The following is a 14,849-nucleotide window of genomic DNA, read 5'->3' on the forward strand; positions in this document are numbered from 1 at the left end:
GACCGGGTCGCCGGCGGCGTGGGCCGCGGCGGGCGCCGCCGTCCGGACGCTGCACGACGCGCCGCTGCCGCCCCGTACCGGTCAGGCAGGCCGGAGCATTGCCGCGCTGACGGCCGAACTCGACGCCGAGTGCGTCTCACTCGTGACGGACGGCCTGCTGTCCGCCGATCTGGTCGCCCGCAACCGCGAGGTCGCCGAGGCCGCGCTGCGGCCGTGGACTCCGGCGTTCACCCACGGCGACCTGCAGATCGCGCACGTCTTCGTCGACGGCGACGAGGTCACGGGCGTCATCGACTGGTCCGAGGCGGGCCGGGGCGACGCCCTGTACGACCTCGCCACCTTCACGCTCGGACACGAGGAGCACCTCGACGACCTCCTCGCCGGCTACGGCACCGACGTCGACCTGGAGGTGATCCGCGCATGGTGGTCGCTGCGCAGCCTGCTGGCGGTGCGCTGGCTGACCGAGCACGGCTTCGACCCGTTCGCGCCGGGCTGCGAGGGCGACGTGCTGAGATCCCGGATGTGAGACCGCGGACTCGCGGCGGCATGCCCGCTGACGTCGAACTGGCCCTTCCCCAGGGCGTATTGCCCGCCCTTACGAGGCCAGTCGCTCCCGGGCGCCGTGCGGGGAGCCGGCCGGTGCGTCACCGGCGTCGGGCCGGCTGATCTCCGCCCACACCTCGTCGAGCGAGAGGCCGAGGACGTCGGCGATCGCCGCGATCGTCGGAAAGGCGGGCGTCGCCACGCGCCCCGACTCGATCTTGCGGAGGGTCTCCGGAGAGACCCGTGCAGCGAGCGCGACGTCGAGCATCGAGCGTTTCCCCCGGGCCCGGCGCAACAGGGCGCCGAGGCGCTGTCCGCGCGCGACCTCTTCGGGAGTGAGCGGCAACCTGACCATGACGGCGATTCTAATACCGGGATAACATGGCCGGGATAGTTATTGGCAGCATGCATGCGAAGGACGCCCCGTGATCGAGATCCTCAACCCCGCCGGACTGGCCCGCGCACGAGACACCGGCGCCCTGGTCGCCGACATCCTCCAGACGCTGAAGAGCCGCAGCACGGTCGGCACCAACCTCCTGGACATCGACCGGTGGACCCGGGCCATGATCGTCGAGGCGGGGGCGCAATCCTGCTACGTCGACTACGAACCGTCCTTCGGGCGCGGGCCGTTCGGCCACTACATCTGCACCGCCGTCAACGACGCCGTCCTCCACGGACGGCCCCGCGACTACTCGCTCGCCGACGGCGATCTGCTGACCCTCGACCTCGCCGTCTCTCGGGACGGGGTCGCCGCGGACGCCGCCGTCAGCTTCCTCGTGGGCGAGACGAAGCCCCCGGAGAGCGTCGCGCTGATCAGCGCGACCGAACGCGCGCTGAGCGCCGGAACAGCCGCCGCCGGACCGGGCGCCCGCATCGGCGACGTCTCCCACGCCATCGGCACCGTCCTCGGCGAGGCGGGCTACGAGGTCAACACCCAGTTCGGAGGCCACGGCATCGGATCGACGATGCACCAGGACCCGCACGTTCCCAACACCGGCCGCCCCGGGCGCGGATACCGGCTCCGCCCCGGGCTGCTGCTCGCGCTGGAGCCATGGGTCATGGCGGACACCGCCGAACTCGCCCTCGACACCGACGGATGGACGCTCCGCAGCGCGACGGGCTGCCGGACGGCACACAGCGAGCACACGATCGCCGTCACCGACGACGGCGCCGAGATCCTCACCGTTCCGCGCCAGGCGCGGCAGAGCTGACCGCCTTCCCGGTCAGTACCTCCCGGTCCGTACGTCTACGCGTCGCCGTGTGCGATCACGCTGAACTGCGCGCCCTCCGGATCGGCGGCCGTGGCGACCCGTCCGTGCGGGGTGTCCGCGGGCAAGTCCACGACGGTGCCGCCGAGTTCGACGATGCGCGTGGCGGTCTCGTCGGTGTCCGCCACGGCGAAGTACGTCTTCCAGTACGGGCCGCGCCCGCGCGGCAGCAGATCCCCGACGCCGCGGATCCCCGCGACGGGCGTACCGCTCACCCGCAGCGTCACATAGCCGTCGCCCTTGCCGTCCCCTTCGGCCTCGCTGCCCGCCTCGTACCCGAAGACCGCGGGATAGAAGGTTCCGGCCACCGAGGAGTCACGGGTGATCAGTTCGTACCAGACGGGCGCGCCCGGCACCTCCGACGTGGCGGGGGGCAGGCTGTCGGGCTGCGGCTGCCACACGCCGAAGCCCGCGCCCGCGGTGTCCGCCGCGATCGCCATCCGGCCCGCGTCGTCCGCGTCGAGCGGCCCGACGGCGACCGTGCCGCCCCGCTCGCGGATCATGCTCGCGGTCGCGTCCGCGTCGTCGCTGGCCATGTACGGCAGCCAGGCGACGTTGAGGCTGCGCCCCGGAACGATCTCGCCGAGGCCCGCGACCTCGTGTCCGTCCGCCGACGCCCGTACGTACGGCCCCGGTTGGCGCGGCCCGGAGCGGAACTCCCAGCCGAACAGCTCGTGGTAGAACTCCTGGGTCCGGCCCAGCTCCCGCACGAGCAGGCTCGCCCAGCACGGTGTGCCGGGGAGCTGTCTCGAATGCGTGCGCCGAGCCACTGACTCCGTCATGCGTCGTCTCCCTTGTGGCCATCGTCGGTGTGGCCGCGTCGTGTGGTGTCCCGAGGAACCGCTGCGGATTCCGTGCCCTTCGTGGGTCTTACCGATGGTCGCACCACCTGTGGCGCCATACTCACCGACACCGCCGGTAATTCCCCTTTCGCACGGTTCTGTTCCGCGGGCGGGAGGGAAAATGGCGGGATGACAGCCATCACTTCCGCATCAGCTCTCACGGAGCAACTCGCCGCGGGCGAGCGGCCGGTGCTCCTCGACGTCCGCTGGCAGCTCGGCGGCCCGCACGGCAGGCCCGACTATCTCGCCGGTCATCTGCCGGGCGCCGTCTACGTCGACCTCGACACCGAACTGGCGGGCCCGCCGGGGGAGTCGGGCCGCCATCCCCTGCCCGACCCGGAGGTCTTCGCCTCGGCCGTGCGGCGCGCGGGCGTCCGCGCGGACCGTCCCGTCGTCGTCTACGACGGCGGTCAGGGATGGGCCGCCGCACGCGCCTGGTGGCTGCTGCGCTGGGCGGGCCATCCGGACGTACGGGTGCTGGACGGCGGCCTCGCCGCCTGGGACGGCCCGCTGGAGAAGGGCGAAGTGACCCCGGAACAGGGCGACTTCGTGCCGCGGCCGGGAGCGCTGCCGGTGCTGGACGCCGACGGCGCGGCCGAACTGGCCCGGCGCGGGGTGCTGTTGGACGCGCGGGCCGCCGAGCGCTACAGCGGCGAGGTCGAGCCGATCGACCCGGTCGGCGGGCACATCCCGGGCGCGGTCTCGGCGCCGACCGCACAGAACGTGGCCCCGGCTCCGGCCCCGGCCACGGGACCGGGGGAGGGCGAAGCCGCCCCGCTGCTGCGGTCCCCGGACGAACTGCGCGCCCGCTTCGCCGCGTTGGGCGTGCGAGAGGGCGGCGAGGTCGGCGTCTACTGCGGTTCCGGCGTCTCGGCCGCCCACGAGATCCTCGCGCTGGCCGAGGCGGGCTTCGACGCCGCGCTCTACCCCGGCTCCTGGAGCGAGTGGTCCGCCGACCCGGACCGCCCGGTCGCGACCGGTCCCGAACCCGGCTGACCTCCGCACGGCCCGTCCGCGTCCGACGCACGCCGCCCGGGCATGCGTACGCCCCGTACACACGCGGATGTACGGGGCGTACGCGCGGGCTCGGCGGTCCGCGCCTCAGTCCTTCTTGCGGCGCGTCCCGAAGACGATCTCGTCCCAACTGGGCACCGCGGCACGGCGACCCGGACGTACACCGTCCGCCTCGGCCTGCCGGTCGGTGTTGCCCTTCAGCCGGTCGCGGTGCGCGCTGACCGAGCGCGGCATCAGCACGTCCGCATAGGCCGAGCCGGCACCGGCGGCCGTCGCCGGAGGCTCGACCGTCTCTTCCTCTTCCTCGGCCTCACGCTCGTCCTCGGCGGAGGTCTCCGCCTCCGTCTGGGACGAGGTGTGCGCCGCGGAGGCGGGCGCGCTCTGCTGCTCCGGGACGACCATGTCGCCGCGGAAGTTGGGTACGGCCTCCAACAGGCTTGTCAGCGAGTCCGGTTCGTCCGCGGCGTCGTCGTCCCCGGACCCGGACTGCCCGCCCGAGAAGGCGGTCGGCTCCAGCTCCGTACGGTCGGTGCGCTCGCCGCGCTCGCGGTCGTGACGGTCCCCGCGCTCCCTGGGCAGCCGCGCGATCCGCGGCACGAACGGAGTGCTCGGCTCCGGGGTGTCGTCGGTCTCGCCGATCAGCGAGCGCGCCTCGTCGTCCACGGCCTGGACGAGACGGCGCGGCGGGTCGTACGTCCACGTCGCGGAGTGGGCCTGTCCCGCCACCCGGTAGGCGAGCAGGACCTCCCATGTGCCGTCGTCGCGTCTCCAGGAGTCCCAGTGCACCGCGTCCTTGTCGGCGCCGCGCAGCAACAGCCGCTCGGCGACGGCCTCGCCGAGCTGCGGTCCGGCGTTCTCCCCGGGGCGGCGCACGGGCGTCTTGCGCGCACGCTCGGCCATGAACGCGCGCTCCGCGAGCACGGGGCCCTCGAAGCGGCGTACGCGGTCGACGGGGATGCCGGCGAACTGCGCGACCTCCTCGGCGGAGGCACCGGCCCTTATACGCGCCTGGATGTCGCGGGGGCGCAGGTGGCTCTCGACCTCGATCTCGATCTGGCCGAGACGGGCGCGGTCGTTCCGTACGGCGGCGCGCAGCCGCTCATCAATCGGAAGGGTGTATTCCGTGCTGTCGGCAGCTTTGAGCACCAGACGTGTGCCGTCGTTGCTGACGGCCACGACACGCAGTTCGGGCATGTGAACCTCCCGGGTGGTGCCTGCCGACATCACGTGCGTCGCTGCTCCCGCTGGACGAGTGTGGCCTGCCCGCGAGCGGCCTGCCACAACCTTGCCGATCTGTCCGGCGACCGGGACCTTCCCGGCGCCGCACACGGCACGGTTATCACTTCGCAACGCATAGTGACCGTCCTCGTCACCTGTGCTGCCTGAGCCGGGTCTGAGCCGAGGCCAGGGCTCGTCACACTACTCCATTAGGGCCACGCGGGTGGACCGCCGCGCCGTTCAAATTGCTCGCAGGGAAGGGGAATTGAAGGCCCGGACAAGCCTAGAAAGACCGTTCGTCCGTGGCAAGTGTCACAGGAACGGCCGGAACGGAACCATTCGTTTCGGATATCGCCCGCTTGACCGCCTGTTGTGAACGGATCGGCCGGCACCGCGTATTGACAGGTCAGAGCCGTAATTCGCGTTCAGCGGGCGGGAGTTCGCAGACCCATGGCGAGCCGTTCCGTACGCCGGGGTGCGCCGGGGGCGGACGGAGGCAGAACCCCGGAGAAGCGAGCCCCGGTGTGCTCCCCCTGACCGCGCCGCGCACCGGCCGGGTGACGCGAGGACGGCGCGGAAGACGCGGAAGACGCAGCAGACGGGGCCCGCGCGGATCGCACGGTGGCAACTCCCTTACGTCATCGAGTACATGACGACGGCGCACCCGCGCCGCACCCGTCCCGCGCGCGGCGCCGCGCCTACTCGCCGAGCACGCGCCGCAGATAGTCGTTGCCGAAGACCCGTCCCGGGTCCAGCCGGTCGCGGATCCCGAGGAATTCCCCGAAACGCGGATAGGAGGAGGCGAGATACTCCGCGTCCCGCGAGTGCAGCTTCCCCCAGTGCGGCCGTCCGCCGTGCGCGGTCAAGATCCGTTCCGCCTCGGTGAAATACGTCTCGTGCGGCGAACCCCGGTACATGTGCACGGCGATGTACGCGGTCTCGCGCCCGTGCGCGGTGGACAGCGGAATGTCGTCCGCCGGAGCCGTCCGCACCTCCACCGGAAAGCTGATCTGCAGCCGGGACCGCTCCACGAGCTGTTTCAGCTCCCACAGCGCCGCCACGACCTCCGCGCGCGGCAGCGCGTACTCCATCTCGATGAAGCGCACACGCCGCGGGCTGGTGAAGACCCGGTAGGGGACGTCGGTGTACGTACGCGCCGAGAGCGCCCTCCCGGCGATGCGGGCCATGGACGGCACGGCCACCGGCGCCGCCGCCCCCAGTGAACACACGCCCTGGAAGACGCCGTTGGAGAGCAGCTCGTCGTCGATCCAGCCCCGCACGCGCGGCAGCGGCTTCGCCGGGCCGTCGCTGCGGTTGTTGCGCTTGGTGTTGCAGCAGTCGGTGTGCGGGAACCAGTAGAACTCGAAGTGCTCGTTCTCGGCGAAGAGTTGCTCGAAGTCCGCGGTGACCTGCTCGAAGGTCATCGGCTCCTCGCGGGCCGTCAGCAGGAACTCCGGCTCGACGGAGAACGTCAGCTCGCTGATCACACCGAGCGCCCCGAGCCCCAGCCGGGCCGCCTCGAAGACGTCGGCGTTCTCGTGTGCGTCGCAGCGCAGCAACGAGCCGTCGGCGCAGACCAGTTCGAGCCCGGTGACCTGGGCGGCGAGCGAGGCCGACGTACGGCCCGTGCCGTGGGTGCCGGTGCTGACGGCGCCGGAGACCGTCTGCTCCATGATGTCGCCCATGTTGGTCAGCGAGTAACCGGCGGCGGACAGCGTCTCGTTGAGGTGTTTCAGGGGTGTGCCCGCGGCGACCGTCACGGTGCCGGCCTCGCGGTCCAGCTTCCGTATCCCCACCAGCCGTTCGGGCCGTATGAGCATGCCGTCGGTGACGGCCGCGGCGGTGAAGGAGTGCCCCGTGCCGACCGCCTTGACGTGCAGCCCGTCCTCGGCGGCCCGGCGTACGGCCTCGGCCAGGCCGTCGGTGGTGGAGGGCGCGACGGTACGGGCGGGGGCCATCGCGACGTTCCCGGCCCAGTTCTGCCACGTGGTACGGGTGCCCCGGTTCCTCCGGGGCGGGCGGCTGCTGCTCCGGCCGCTGCTCGTCGGCTGCGCGCTCATCGGACCGTGCCCCCTCTCGCGGTGACATCGGATCATACTCACGGCGCGGGCGGCCCGGCTCCCGGCCCGGGAAAGGCGTACGCGGGCGGCGCCGCCGGGAGGCGGGCCGGTGCCGCCACGGCCGGGATGGCAGGATCGTGACATGTCCGATGCGCTCGATGCCGGCGGTCCCGCCGGCGCCCCCGACCCCTGCGACATCCGCCCCTACGACGCTCTGCTGCTGCTGTCGTTCGGCGGTCCGGAGGGCCCGGACGATGTCGTTCCGTTCCTGGAGAACGTCACCAGGGGGCGCGGCATCCCGCGCGAGCGCCTCGCCGAAGTGGGGGAGCACTACTTCCTCTTCGGCGGCGTCAGCCCGATCAACGCCCAGTGCCGGGTGCTGCTGGACGCCCTCCGCAAGGACCTCGCCGAGCAGGGCATCGACCTCCCCGTCTACTGGGGCAACCGCAACTGGGCGCCGTATCTGACCGACACCCTCCGCGAGATGGCACGCGACGGCCGCCGCCGGGTGCTGACGTTCGCCACCAGCGCGTACGCCTCGTACTCGGGCTGCCGCCAGTACCGGGAGAACCTCGCCGAGTCGCTGGCCGCCCTCGAAGCGGAGGGGCTGCGCCCGCCCCGCGTCGACAAGCTGCGGCACTTCTTCAACCACCCCGGATTCGTCGGGCCCATGGCCGACGGCGTCCTGACCGCGCTGGAGACGCTGCCCGCGGACGTCCGCGAGGGCGCGCACCTCGCCTTCACCACCCACTCCATCCCCACCGCCGCGGCCGGCACCTCGGGGCCGCCGGCCGCGCACGGCGACGGCGGCGCCTACGTCGCCCAGCACCTGGACGTCGCCCGGCTCGTCGCCGCCGAGGTCGCCGAGCGCACGGGCACCGGGCGTCCCTGGCGGCTGGTGTACCAGTCGCGCAGCGGCCCGCCCCAGGTGCCGTGGCTGGAGCCGGACGTCTGCGACCACCTGGAGACCCTGCACGCGGAGGGCGCTCCCGCCGCCGTGATGGTGCCGGTCGGCTTCGTCTCCGACCACATGGAGGTCCTCTACGACCTCGACACCGAGGCCACCGCCAAGGCGGCCGAACTCGGGCTGCCGGTCGCCCGCTCCGCGACCGTCGGCGCGGACCCGCGTTTCACCGCCGCCGTACGGGAACTGGTCCTGGAGCGCGCGGCGACCGAGCGTGGCGCGCGCCCCGCACGGTGCGCCCTGGGCACCCTGGGTCCCAGCCACGACGTGTGCCCCGTCGGCTGCTGCCCGGGCAGGACGGCGAAGCCCGCCGCGGCGGGTGCTGACAGCTCGCAGGCGTGACCCCGCACACGCGGGCCCGCAGGCGTAAGGCCGCGCCCGCCCGAGCAGGAACACCGGTGGGGAAGCGCACGCGCCGTGGCGTACGCGCCGAACGAGAGCACCGGCGACGAGCACGGTGCACGAGCACCGAGCAAGGAGAAACGTGAGCGCCCAGGTCGATCAGCTCAAGGCCGAACTCCTCGAACTCGCCCTGGAGGCCGCACACCGCGCCGGTGTCCTCCTGCACGACGGACGCCCCGCCGACCTGGAGGTCTCGGCGACCAAGTCCAGCTCCGTCGACGTCGTCACGGAGATGGATCTCGCCTCCGAGAAGCTGATCACCGGCTATCTCGCGGAACGCCGCCCCGACGACGGCTTCCTGGGCGAGGAGGGCGCGTCCTCGCCCGGTACGAGTGGGGTCCGCTGGATCGTCGACCCCCTCGACGGCACCGTCAACTATCTGTACGGGCTGCCGAACTGGGCCGTCTCCATCGCGGCGGAGTTCGAGGGCGAGACCGTCATCGGCGTCGTCGAGTCGCCGCCGCGCGGCGAGACCTTCCGCGCCGCCCTCGGCCACGGCGCCTTCTGCAACGCACGCCCCCTTCAGTGCCGTTCCGCGCCCCCGTTCGACCAGGCGCTCATCGGCACGGGCTTCAACTACGTCGCCGAGCGGCGCGCGGCACAGGCCGACCTCGTACGGCAGCTCATCCCGCGCGTCCGGGACATCCGCCGCTCCGGCTCCGCGGCCGTCGACCTGTGCGACGTCGCCGCGGGACGACTCGACGCCTTCTACGAACGCGGCCTGCACGCCTGGGACTTGGCGGCCGGCGACCTCATCGCACGCGAGGCCGGGGCGCGTACGGGCGGCCGGCCGGGCCTGGAGCCGGACGGGGAGCTGGCCGTGGCCGCGTCGCCCGGCGTCTTCGAGATCCTCCAGCCGCTGCTGGACCGCCTCGGCGCCTGGCACGACTGAGACCGGTCCGGACGAGGCCGCGGGAGGGCGAGGACGGGGCCGCGGGAGGGCGAGGACGGGGCCGCGGGCCGGGACGGAGACCCGTGCCCGGACATGGGTGAGCCCCGGGGCGGGGGCTCCCGGGGCTCACATCGGCTCTTCGAGCGGTCGGGGGTGGAGACTGTCGGCGGCGGCACCGGACGAGAGGCCGGGGCGGGCCGCGACCAGGGCGTCAGACCGTGCTGGCACCGATCTCGACGCCGTGCTCGGCGGCGATCCGGTGGAGGTCTTCCAGCTCCGACTGCTCGACGTCCACGAGGAAGTCGTCGCCCGACTCACGAGCGCGGCTCAGGTCGCTCTCGGTGTTGTGTATACGCTGCAGAAGTCCGGCAGTGAACGCGTCCATGTGCGCCCCCTCGTCATGGGTCGAATGGCACGGGGTGAGTGCCGAGGGTTCGGTCGATCGGTGATCACGGGATGCTCCCTGGCTGGACGGTCGGCAGCCGTAACGACCGGCCTCTCGACCGGGGTGGCTAGCCGCCTACAGGGCGTGATCGCGGGGTGTCCCCTCGTCCTCCCCGCTTGCAACCTCAGGAAAACCTCAAGGACCGCAAAAATCTCGGGGGTCCTGCGCGCCCCGGCTCTTACCGGCGATTTACCGAGGTACGCGGCAGGATTGCGGCAGCACAGCAAGCCTCCGCCCGCCCGCTGCGGCGCGGGCGGACCAGCAGCAGGAAGGAAGGCGCCGTGCGCGTACTCGTCGTCGAGGACGAGCAGTTGCTCGCCGATGCCGTCGCGACCGGGCTCCGCCGGGAAGCCATGGCCGTCGACGTCGTCTACGACGGGGAGGCGGCCCAGGAACGCATCGACGTCAACGACTACGACGTCGTCGTCCTCGACCGCGACCTCCCCCTCGTGCACGGCGACGACGTCTGCCGCGGCATCGTCGACCGCGGTCTGCCCACGCGGGTGCTGATGCTGACGGCCTCCGGCGACGTCAGCGACCGCGTCGAGGGCCTGGAGATCGGGGCCGACGACTATCTGCCCAAGCCGTTCGCCTTCTCCGAACTGGTCGCGCGCGTACGGGCGCTGGGCCGCCGCGCCACCTCGCCGCTCCCGCCGGTGCTGGAGCGCGCGGGCATCCGGCTCGACCCGAACCGGCGTGAGGTCTTCCGCAACGGCACGCAGATCCAGCTCGCCCCGAAGGAGTTCGCCGTGCTGGAGGTGCTGATGCGGGGCGAGGGCACGGTCGTCTCCGCGGAACAGCTCCTGGAGAAGGCCTGGGACGAGAACACCGACCCCTTCACCAACGTCGTGCGCGTCACCGTCATGACGCTGCGCCGCAAGCTCGGCGAACCTCCGGTGATCCTCACCGTCCCCGGCGCCGGATACAGGATCTGACCGCCATGACCGCCTTCACCACCCCCTCCGAACCGGCCGAGCCGCGCCGCCCCGCGGACCAGCCCGCCCCGGCACCGCCGAAGCCCACCTGGGACCCGGGCGAGCCCTCGCGTCCGTACCCGTGGCTGCGCCCCACGATCCGGATACGGCTCACCCTGCTCTACGGCGGGATGTTCCTCATCGCCGGCATGGTGCTGCTCACGCTGATCTATCTGCTGGCCGCCGAGGCCCTGCACGAGGGCAGCAAGCTCCCCTTCCGCATCCTCGACGCCAACGCCCAGCTCACCTCCGACAGTTGTCCCGGTCTGACGGGCACGCTGCCGAGCGATCAGTTCATGCAGCGCCTCGGCCAGTGCACCGACGCCCAGCGGGCGGCGGCCCTGGACGAACTGCTGCAGCGCTCCCTGCTGGCGCTGCTGGGTCTCGCCGTCGCCGCGTTCGCCTTCGGGTACGTGATGGCGGGGCGCGTGCTCTCGCCGCTGGGACGCATCACACGCACCGCACGCCAGGTCGCCAGCTCCGACCTGCACAAGCGCATCGAGCTGGAGGGCCCGGACGACGAGCTGAAGGAGCTCTCGGACACCTTCGACGACATGCTGGACCGGCTGGACCGCGCCTTCACCGCCCAGCAGCGCTTCGTCGCCAACGCCTCCCACGAACTGCGCACCCCGCTCGCGATCAACCGCACGCTGCTGGAGGTGCAGCTCTCCGACCCGGAGGCCTCGCCGGAGCTGCAACAGCTCGGCAAGACCCTGCTGGCCACGAACGAGCGCAGCGAACAGCTCGTCGAGGGACTGCTGCTGCTGGCCCGCAGCGAGAACGAGATCGTCGACCGCAAGCCCGTCGACCTCTCCGAGGTGGCGGCTCAGGCCGTCGAGCAGGTACGTGCGGAGGCCGAGGGCAGGGGCGTCGAGCTGCGCGGAGTCCGCCGGCCGGTCCATGTACAGGGCAACGGTGTGCTGCTGGAGCGGGTCGCCCTCAATCTCGTACAGAACGCCGTCCGCTACAACATCTCCGAGGGCGGCTGGGTCTCGGTCACCACCGAGGCGCTGCCGGGCCACGCGATGCTCCTCGTGGAGAACACGGGCCCGGTCGTCCCCGCGTACGAGATCGACAACCTCTTCGAGCCCTTCCGGCGCCTGCGCAGCGACCGTACGGGCAGCGACAAGGGCGTGGGTCTGGGGCTCTCGATCGTGCGCTCCGTGGCACGGGCGCACGGCGGCACGGTGACGGCCGTGGGACGTGAGGAGGGCGGGCTCGCGCTGCGCGTGGTGCTGCCCGTATGAGGCCCGTACCGGCCGCCGTGCGGAAGGCCCGCGAGGAGCGGACCGGGGAGGGTAACCCCCGCGGTTCGCTATATGCGGAATTTTGTCCCCCGGCGCGTAGCGATCTTTTCTGTGATCGATCACACACGCGATTCCGTCGCTCCGCACCCAGGGTGATCTCAGTACGGGAAGAATTACCGGAAAATCCAGGTTTCCGCAGGTGGAGATCGTGGGCAGTACCCGGGGTGCATGCGCGCAGCGCGAGCAGGGGACCGTTTAAAGTCCTCCCCGACAGCCGACGCGATCACCTCTTCAGGGGTGCGGTTGGGTGTCGATTGAGTAACAGACCTTGATGTGAGGCAAAATCTCCGCCTCGGGCCGGGCACAAGTCCGGCCTCTCACGCGTTACGTGCGCTGGAGACACCACAGAAACCCAGAGGGGGAGAGCGAAATGGCAACGGACTACGACACCCCACGCAAGACCGATGACGACGTCAATGAAGACAGCATCGAAGAGCTGAAGGCCCGGCGTAACGACAAGTCGGCGTCCAACGTGGACGTGGACGAGTTCGAGCAGGCCGAGGGTCTCGAGCTGCCCGGCGCGGACCTCTCCAACGAGGAGCTCTCCGTGCGGGTGCTGCCGAGGCAGGCCGACGAGTTCACATGCATGAGCTGCTTCCTCGTCCACCACCGGTCCCAGCTCGCCGCCGAGAAGAACGGTCAGCCGGTCTGCCGCGACTGCGCGGCCTGACCGGATCGGGGCTGCCGTAGTGGCGGACGAAGCGCGTGAGGACGAGCGAGGCGAGCCCGACCAGCGGACCTCGCTCGTGCCGGCCGACGCGGCACGGCGTCGCAGCCGGTCCCGGCTTCCATGGCCGCGCAAGGGGGGCGACGGTGCGGGAGACGGAGACGCCGCCGTACGGAAGGACGTACGGGGCGGCGTGGAGAAAGAAGAGGACGACGGTGCCGACGGGAAGCAGCGCGGCAACGGCAGAGTGCGCGCGTTCCTGGGCTTCGTCGCCGACCGCGTCATCGAGACCGCGCCCCGGATCCCGGTGCGCGATCTGGAGACGCTGCGGGCACACTTCCCCGGTCTGGGGCCGGAAGAGATCGCGGACAAGCTCGTCACCGGAGCCGTGCGCGGCTCGGCGACCGTGGGCGCCGGAGTCGGCGCGGCCGCGATGATGCCGGTGCCGCCGGCGATGCCCGCCGAGCTGGCGGCCGAGGTCGTCGGCGTCGCCACCGTGGAGCTCAAACTCATCGCCGAGCTGCACGAGGTCTACGGGCACCGCCCGCCCGGCAACGCCAAGCAGCGGGCCGCCGCCTACCTCGGATCGTGGACGTCCGAGCGCGGCATCGACATCACCAGACCCACCACGCTCAACGCCGCCCTCGGCGGCCAGATGAAGCGCGAGCTGCGGCAGCAGCTCCTCAAGCGCACCGTGCGCAACCTGCCGAACCTGGCCCCCTTCATGGTGGGCGCCGCCGTCGGCGCCGTGATGAACAGCCGGGACACCAAGCAGCTCGCCGCGAAGATCCGCAAGGACCTGCGGGCCGACGGCCGCGGCTGGGAGGCGCTGCCCTCCGGCGAGGGCGACGGCGAAGGGCCCGGCATCGGCGGCCCCTCCGGCGGGCGCGAACTTCCGCCCCCGTCGCACTGAGCCGTCCGTACGGCGCCGGATCCCGTACGGCACTCAACTCCGCGTACGTACCGGGGCGTTGGCGCTACCGTCCGGGCTCCCCGGACCTGTCGGCCTCCGACTGTTCCCGGGCCTCCCCGGCTTCCCCGGTCTGCCCGGCCCCGGCTCCCGAGAGCGCGTCCGCGAGGCGCCGCGGGCTGCGGGTGGAGAGATAGATGTACGGCGTCGGGTCCGCCGGGTCCGTCACCTCGACGCGTACCGCGGTCCGGATGTAGCTGCGCAGCAGCATGTGCGCGCGGGGATCGGCCTGGTGCGTGCGCCAGGCGAACGCCTCCTCCTCGTCCAGCACATGCGCGGTGCCGAGCGCCGAGAGCGGTACGCGCGCGTCACCCGCCACCAGGGAGTCCGCGACGACCCGGATCCGCGCCGAGCCGTACGAGCTGACCGCGACCGCCGCCAGCACGCCCCCCGTCGCCAGCCCGCCCAGCATCGGCAGCACACCGAGCGGCAGCATCGTCAGCGCGCCGCCGACGCCCACGAGCGCGGCGATGAGCCACCAGGAGCGCGGTGCCGTGAGGCGTTCGTCATAGGGCTGTTCGCGAGCGGCCATGCGCCCAGCCTGTCACGTACGGGCGGCGGCCCCGGCCGCGGATACCGCTGTCTTCCGCGCTGACAGAGCCCAACTCGGCGGTAAGGTCTGCACACGTGAGTACAGCCCGACCGCGGAGCGCGCCCGGTACCCAGGGCCCGCCCGATCCGCCGAAGCAACCGCTGGCGCCGCCGCCGCGCGCCACCGCACCGGTACGCCACCCCGACGCACCGCCCACCGGGGAGCTTCTCGGCTCCCACTACGGCCACTGTTTCGGCTGCGGCGGCCAGCAGCCGCACGGCCTGCACCTGGAGGTCAGAGCGGGCCAACAGGTCGACGTCACCGCGGAGTTCACGGTGCGTCCGGTGCACCAGGGCGCTCCCGGACTCGCGCACGGCGGTGTGCTGACGACGGCGTTGGACGAGACGATGGGCTCTCTCGGCTGGCTTCTGCACGTGGTCATGGTCACGAGGCGGCTGGAGACGGAGTTCGTCCGTCCCGTCCCGGTCGGGACCGTCCTCCACCTCGCCGCGCACGCCGTCGCCGCCGAGGGCCGCAAGGTCTTCACCACGGCGACGGGCCGGATCGGGGGGCCCGACGGCCCTCTCGCCGTCCGTGCCGACGCCCTCTTCGTCAAGGTGGACGTGGAGCACTTCACCGAGCACGGCCGCGACGAGGAGATCCAGGCGGCCATGGCGGACCCCGACCAGGTGCGCCGGGCACGGGCCTTCAAGGTGAACCCGTGAACGGGGAGCCGCTGGGCGGGACCCAG

The 14,849-nt window shown here is 72.2% G+C and carries 16 protein-coding genes; 10 read left to right on the top strand and 6 right to left on the bottom strand.

Going from position 1 to position 14,849, the window contains the following annotated elements; all coding sequences use genetic code 11:
• The coding region (locus AN218_RS27235) for a phosphotransferase (RefSeq protein WP_070019771.1) at positions 1-526 on the top strand (526 nt) is incomplete at its 5' end.
• A 69-nt stretch (positions 527-595) separates the two neighbouring features.
• Here AN218_RS27235 and AN218_RS27240 read toward each other — a convergent pair.
• On the bottom strand, positions 596-898 hold the full coding sequence (locus AN218_RS27240) for a helix-turn-helix transcriptional regulator (RefSeq protein WP_070019772.1): 303 nt from the start codon (positions 896-898) through the stop codon (positions 596-598).
• Between the two features lie 70 nt (positions 899-968).
• Between AN218_RS27240 and map the strand changes: the two genes are divergently transcribed.
• On the top strand, positions 969-1,754 hold the full coding sequence (map, locus tag AN218_RS27245) for a type I methionyl aminopeptidase (protein WP_070019773.1): 786 nt from the start codon (positions 969-971) through the stop codon (positions 1,752-1,754).
• A gap of 35 nt (positions 1,755-1,789) precedes the next feature.
• Here map and AN218_RS27250 read toward each other — a convergent pair whose 3' ends face one another.
• The gene (locus AN218_RS27250) at positions 1,790-2,593 is read right to left on the bottom strand and encodes a VOC family protein (RefSeq protein WP_070019774.1); all 804 of its coding nucleotides are present in this window, start codon (positions 2,591-2,593) and stop codon (positions 1,790-1,792) included.
• A 189-nt stretch (positions 2,594-2,782) separates the two neighbouring features.
• Between AN218_RS27250 and AN218_RS27255 the strand changes: the two genes are divergently transcribed.
• Complete coding sequence (locus tag AN218_RS27255; protein ID WP_070019775.1) at positions 2,783-3,649, top strand: sulfurtransferase; 867 nt, start codon at positions 2,783-2,785, stop codon at positions 3,647-3,649.
• A 105-nt stretch (positions 3,650-3,754) separates the two neighbouring features.
• On the opposite strand, the gene sepH is transcribed toward AN218_RS27255, so the two are convergent.
• Together sepH and AN218_RS27265 are read right to left on the bottom strand one after the other, a co-directional pair.
• Positions 3,755-4,861, bottom strand: coding sequence for a septation protein SepH (gene sepH, locus AN218_RS27260; protein ID WP_070019776.1), 1,107 nt, complete (start codon positions 4,859-4,861; stop codon positions 3,755-3,757).
• 722 nt (positions 4,862-5,583) lie between these two features.
• Positions 5,584-6,945: a D-arabinono-1,4-lactone oxidase gene (locus AN218_RS27265; RefSeq protein ID WP_070019777.1), complete on the bottom strand. Its 1,362-nt coding sequence runs from the start codon at positions 6,943-6,945 to the stop codon at positions 5,584-5,586.
• A 142-nt stretch (positions 6,946-7,087) separates the two neighbouring features.
• Here AN218_RS27265 and AN218_RS27270 point away from each other — a divergent pair, with 142 nt between their 5' ends.
• A complete protein-coding gene (locus AN218_RS27270; RefSeq protein ID WP_070019778.1) occupies positions 7,088-8,251 on the top strand; it encodes a ferrochelatase in 1,164 nt (387 codons plus the stop codon).
• Between the two features lie 142 nt (positions 8,252-8,393).
• Entirely contained in the window at positions 8,394-9,203 is an 810-nt protein-coding gene (locus AN218_RS27275; RefSeq protein WP_070019779.1) for an inositol monophosphatase family protein, read from the top strand.
• A 211-nt stretch (positions 9,204-9,414) separates the two neighbouring features.
• Here AN218_RS27275 and AN218_RS37115 read toward each other — a convergent pair whose 3' ends face one another.
• On the bottom strand, positions 9,415-9,588 hold the full coding sequence (locus AN218_RS37115; protein ID WP_171908813.1) for a hypothetical protein: 174 nt from the start codon (positions 9,586-9,588) through the stop codon (positions 9,415-9,417).
• Between the two features lie 341 nt (positions 9,589-9,929).
• Here AN218_RS37115 and AN218_RS27280 point away from each other — a divergent pair, with 341 nt between their 5' ends.
• From AN218_RS27280 to AN218_RS27295, 4 genes are all read left to right on the top strand, one after another.
• A complete protein-coding gene (locus AN218_RS27280) occupies positions 9,930-10,583 on the top strand; it encodes a response regulator transcription factor (RefSeq protein WP_070019780.1) in 654 nt (217 codons plus the stop codon).
• Between the two features lie 5 nt (positions 10,584-10,588).
• Positions 10,589-11,869: a sensor histidine kinase gene (locus tag AN218_RS27285; RefSeq protein WP_070019781.1), complete on the top strand. Its 1,281-nt coding sequence runs from the start codon at positions 10,589-10,591 to the stop codon at positions 11,867-11,869.
• A 430-nt stretch (positions 11,870-12,299) separates the two neighbouring features.
• Positions 12,300-12,599, top strand: coding sequence for a DUF4193 domain-containing protein (locus AN218_RS27290; RefSeq protein WP_070010553.1), 300 nt, complete (start codon positions 12,300-12,302; stop codon positions 12,597-12,599).
• Between the two features lie 76 nt (positions 12,600-12,675).
• Positions 12,676-13,509, top strand: coding sequence for a hypothetical protein (locus AN218_RS27295; RefSeq protein ID WP_420856024.1), 834 nt, complete (start codon positions 12,676-12,678; stop codon positions 13,507-13,509).
• 64 nt (positions 13,510-13,573) lie between these two features.
• Here AN218_RS27295 and AN218_RS27300 read toward each other — a convergent pair whose 3' ends face one another.
• Complete coding sequence (locus tag AN218_RS27300; RefSeq protein WP_079132646.1) at positions 13,574-14,098, bottom strand: DUF3093 domain-containing protein; 525 nt, start codon at positions 14,096-14,098, stop codon at positions 13,574-13,576.
• Between the two features lie 161 nt (positions 14,099-14,259).
• On the opposite strand from AN218_RS27300, the gene AN218_RS27305 reads away from it, so the two are divergent.
• Entirely contained in the window at positions 14,260-14,823 is a 564-nt protein-coding gene (locus tag AN218_RS27305; protein WP_070019807.1) for a PaaI family thioesterase, read from the top strand.
• Positions 14,824-14,849 lie beyond the last annotated feature (26 nt).

This window comes from Streptomyces nanshensis, assembly GCF_001751255.1.
GTDB lineage: Bacteria > Actinomycetota > Actinomycetes > Streptomycetales > Streptomycetaceae > Streptomyces > Streptomyces nanshensis_A.

What these genes read in the sequence shown, in the direction of transcription:
- AN218_RS27240 (WP_070019772.1), bottom strand. Translation starts at nt 898, where the DNA reads ATGGTCAGGTTGCCGCTCACTCCCGAAGAGGTCGCGCGCGGACAGCGC.
- AN218_RS27250 (WP_070019774.1), bottom strand. Translation starts at nt 2,593, where the DNA reads ATGACGGAGTCAGTGGCTCGGCGCACGCATTCGAGACAGCTCCCCGGC.
- AN218_RS27255 (WP_070019775.1), top strand. Translation starts at nt 2,783, where the DNA reads ATGACAGCCATCACTTCCGCATCAGCTCTCACGGAGCAACTCGCCGCG.
- sepH (WP_070019776.1), bottom strand. Translation starts at nt 4,861, where the DNA reads ATGCCCGAACTGCGTGTCGTGGCCGTCAGCAACGACGGCACACGTCTG.
- AN218_RS27265 (WP_070019777.1), bottom strand. Translation starts at nt 6,945, where the DNA reads ATGAGCGCGCAGCCGACGAGCAGCGGCCGGAGCAGCAGCCGCCCGCCC.
- AN218_RS27270 (WP_070019778.1), top strand. Translation starts at nt 7,088, where the DNA reads ATGTCCGATGCGCTCGATGCCGGCGGTCCCGCCGGCGCCCCCGACCCC.
- AN218_RS37115 (WP_171908813.1), bottom strand. Translation starts at nt 9,588, where the DNA reads ATGGACGCGTTCACTGCCGGACTTCTGCAGCGTATACACAACACCGAG.
- AN218_RS27285 (WP_070019781.1), top strand. Translation starts at nt 10,589, where the DNA reads ATGACCGCCTTCACCACCCCCTCCGAACCGGCCGAGCCGCGCCGCCCC.
- AN218_RS27290 (WP_070010553.1), top strand. Translation starts at nt 12,300, where the DNA reads ATGGCAACGGACTACGACACCCCACGCAAGACCGATGACGACGTCAAT.
- AN218_RS27300 (WP_079132646.1), bottom strand. Translation starts at nt 14,098, where the DNA reads ATGGCCGCTCGCGAACAGCCCTATGACGAACGCCTCACGGCACCGCGC.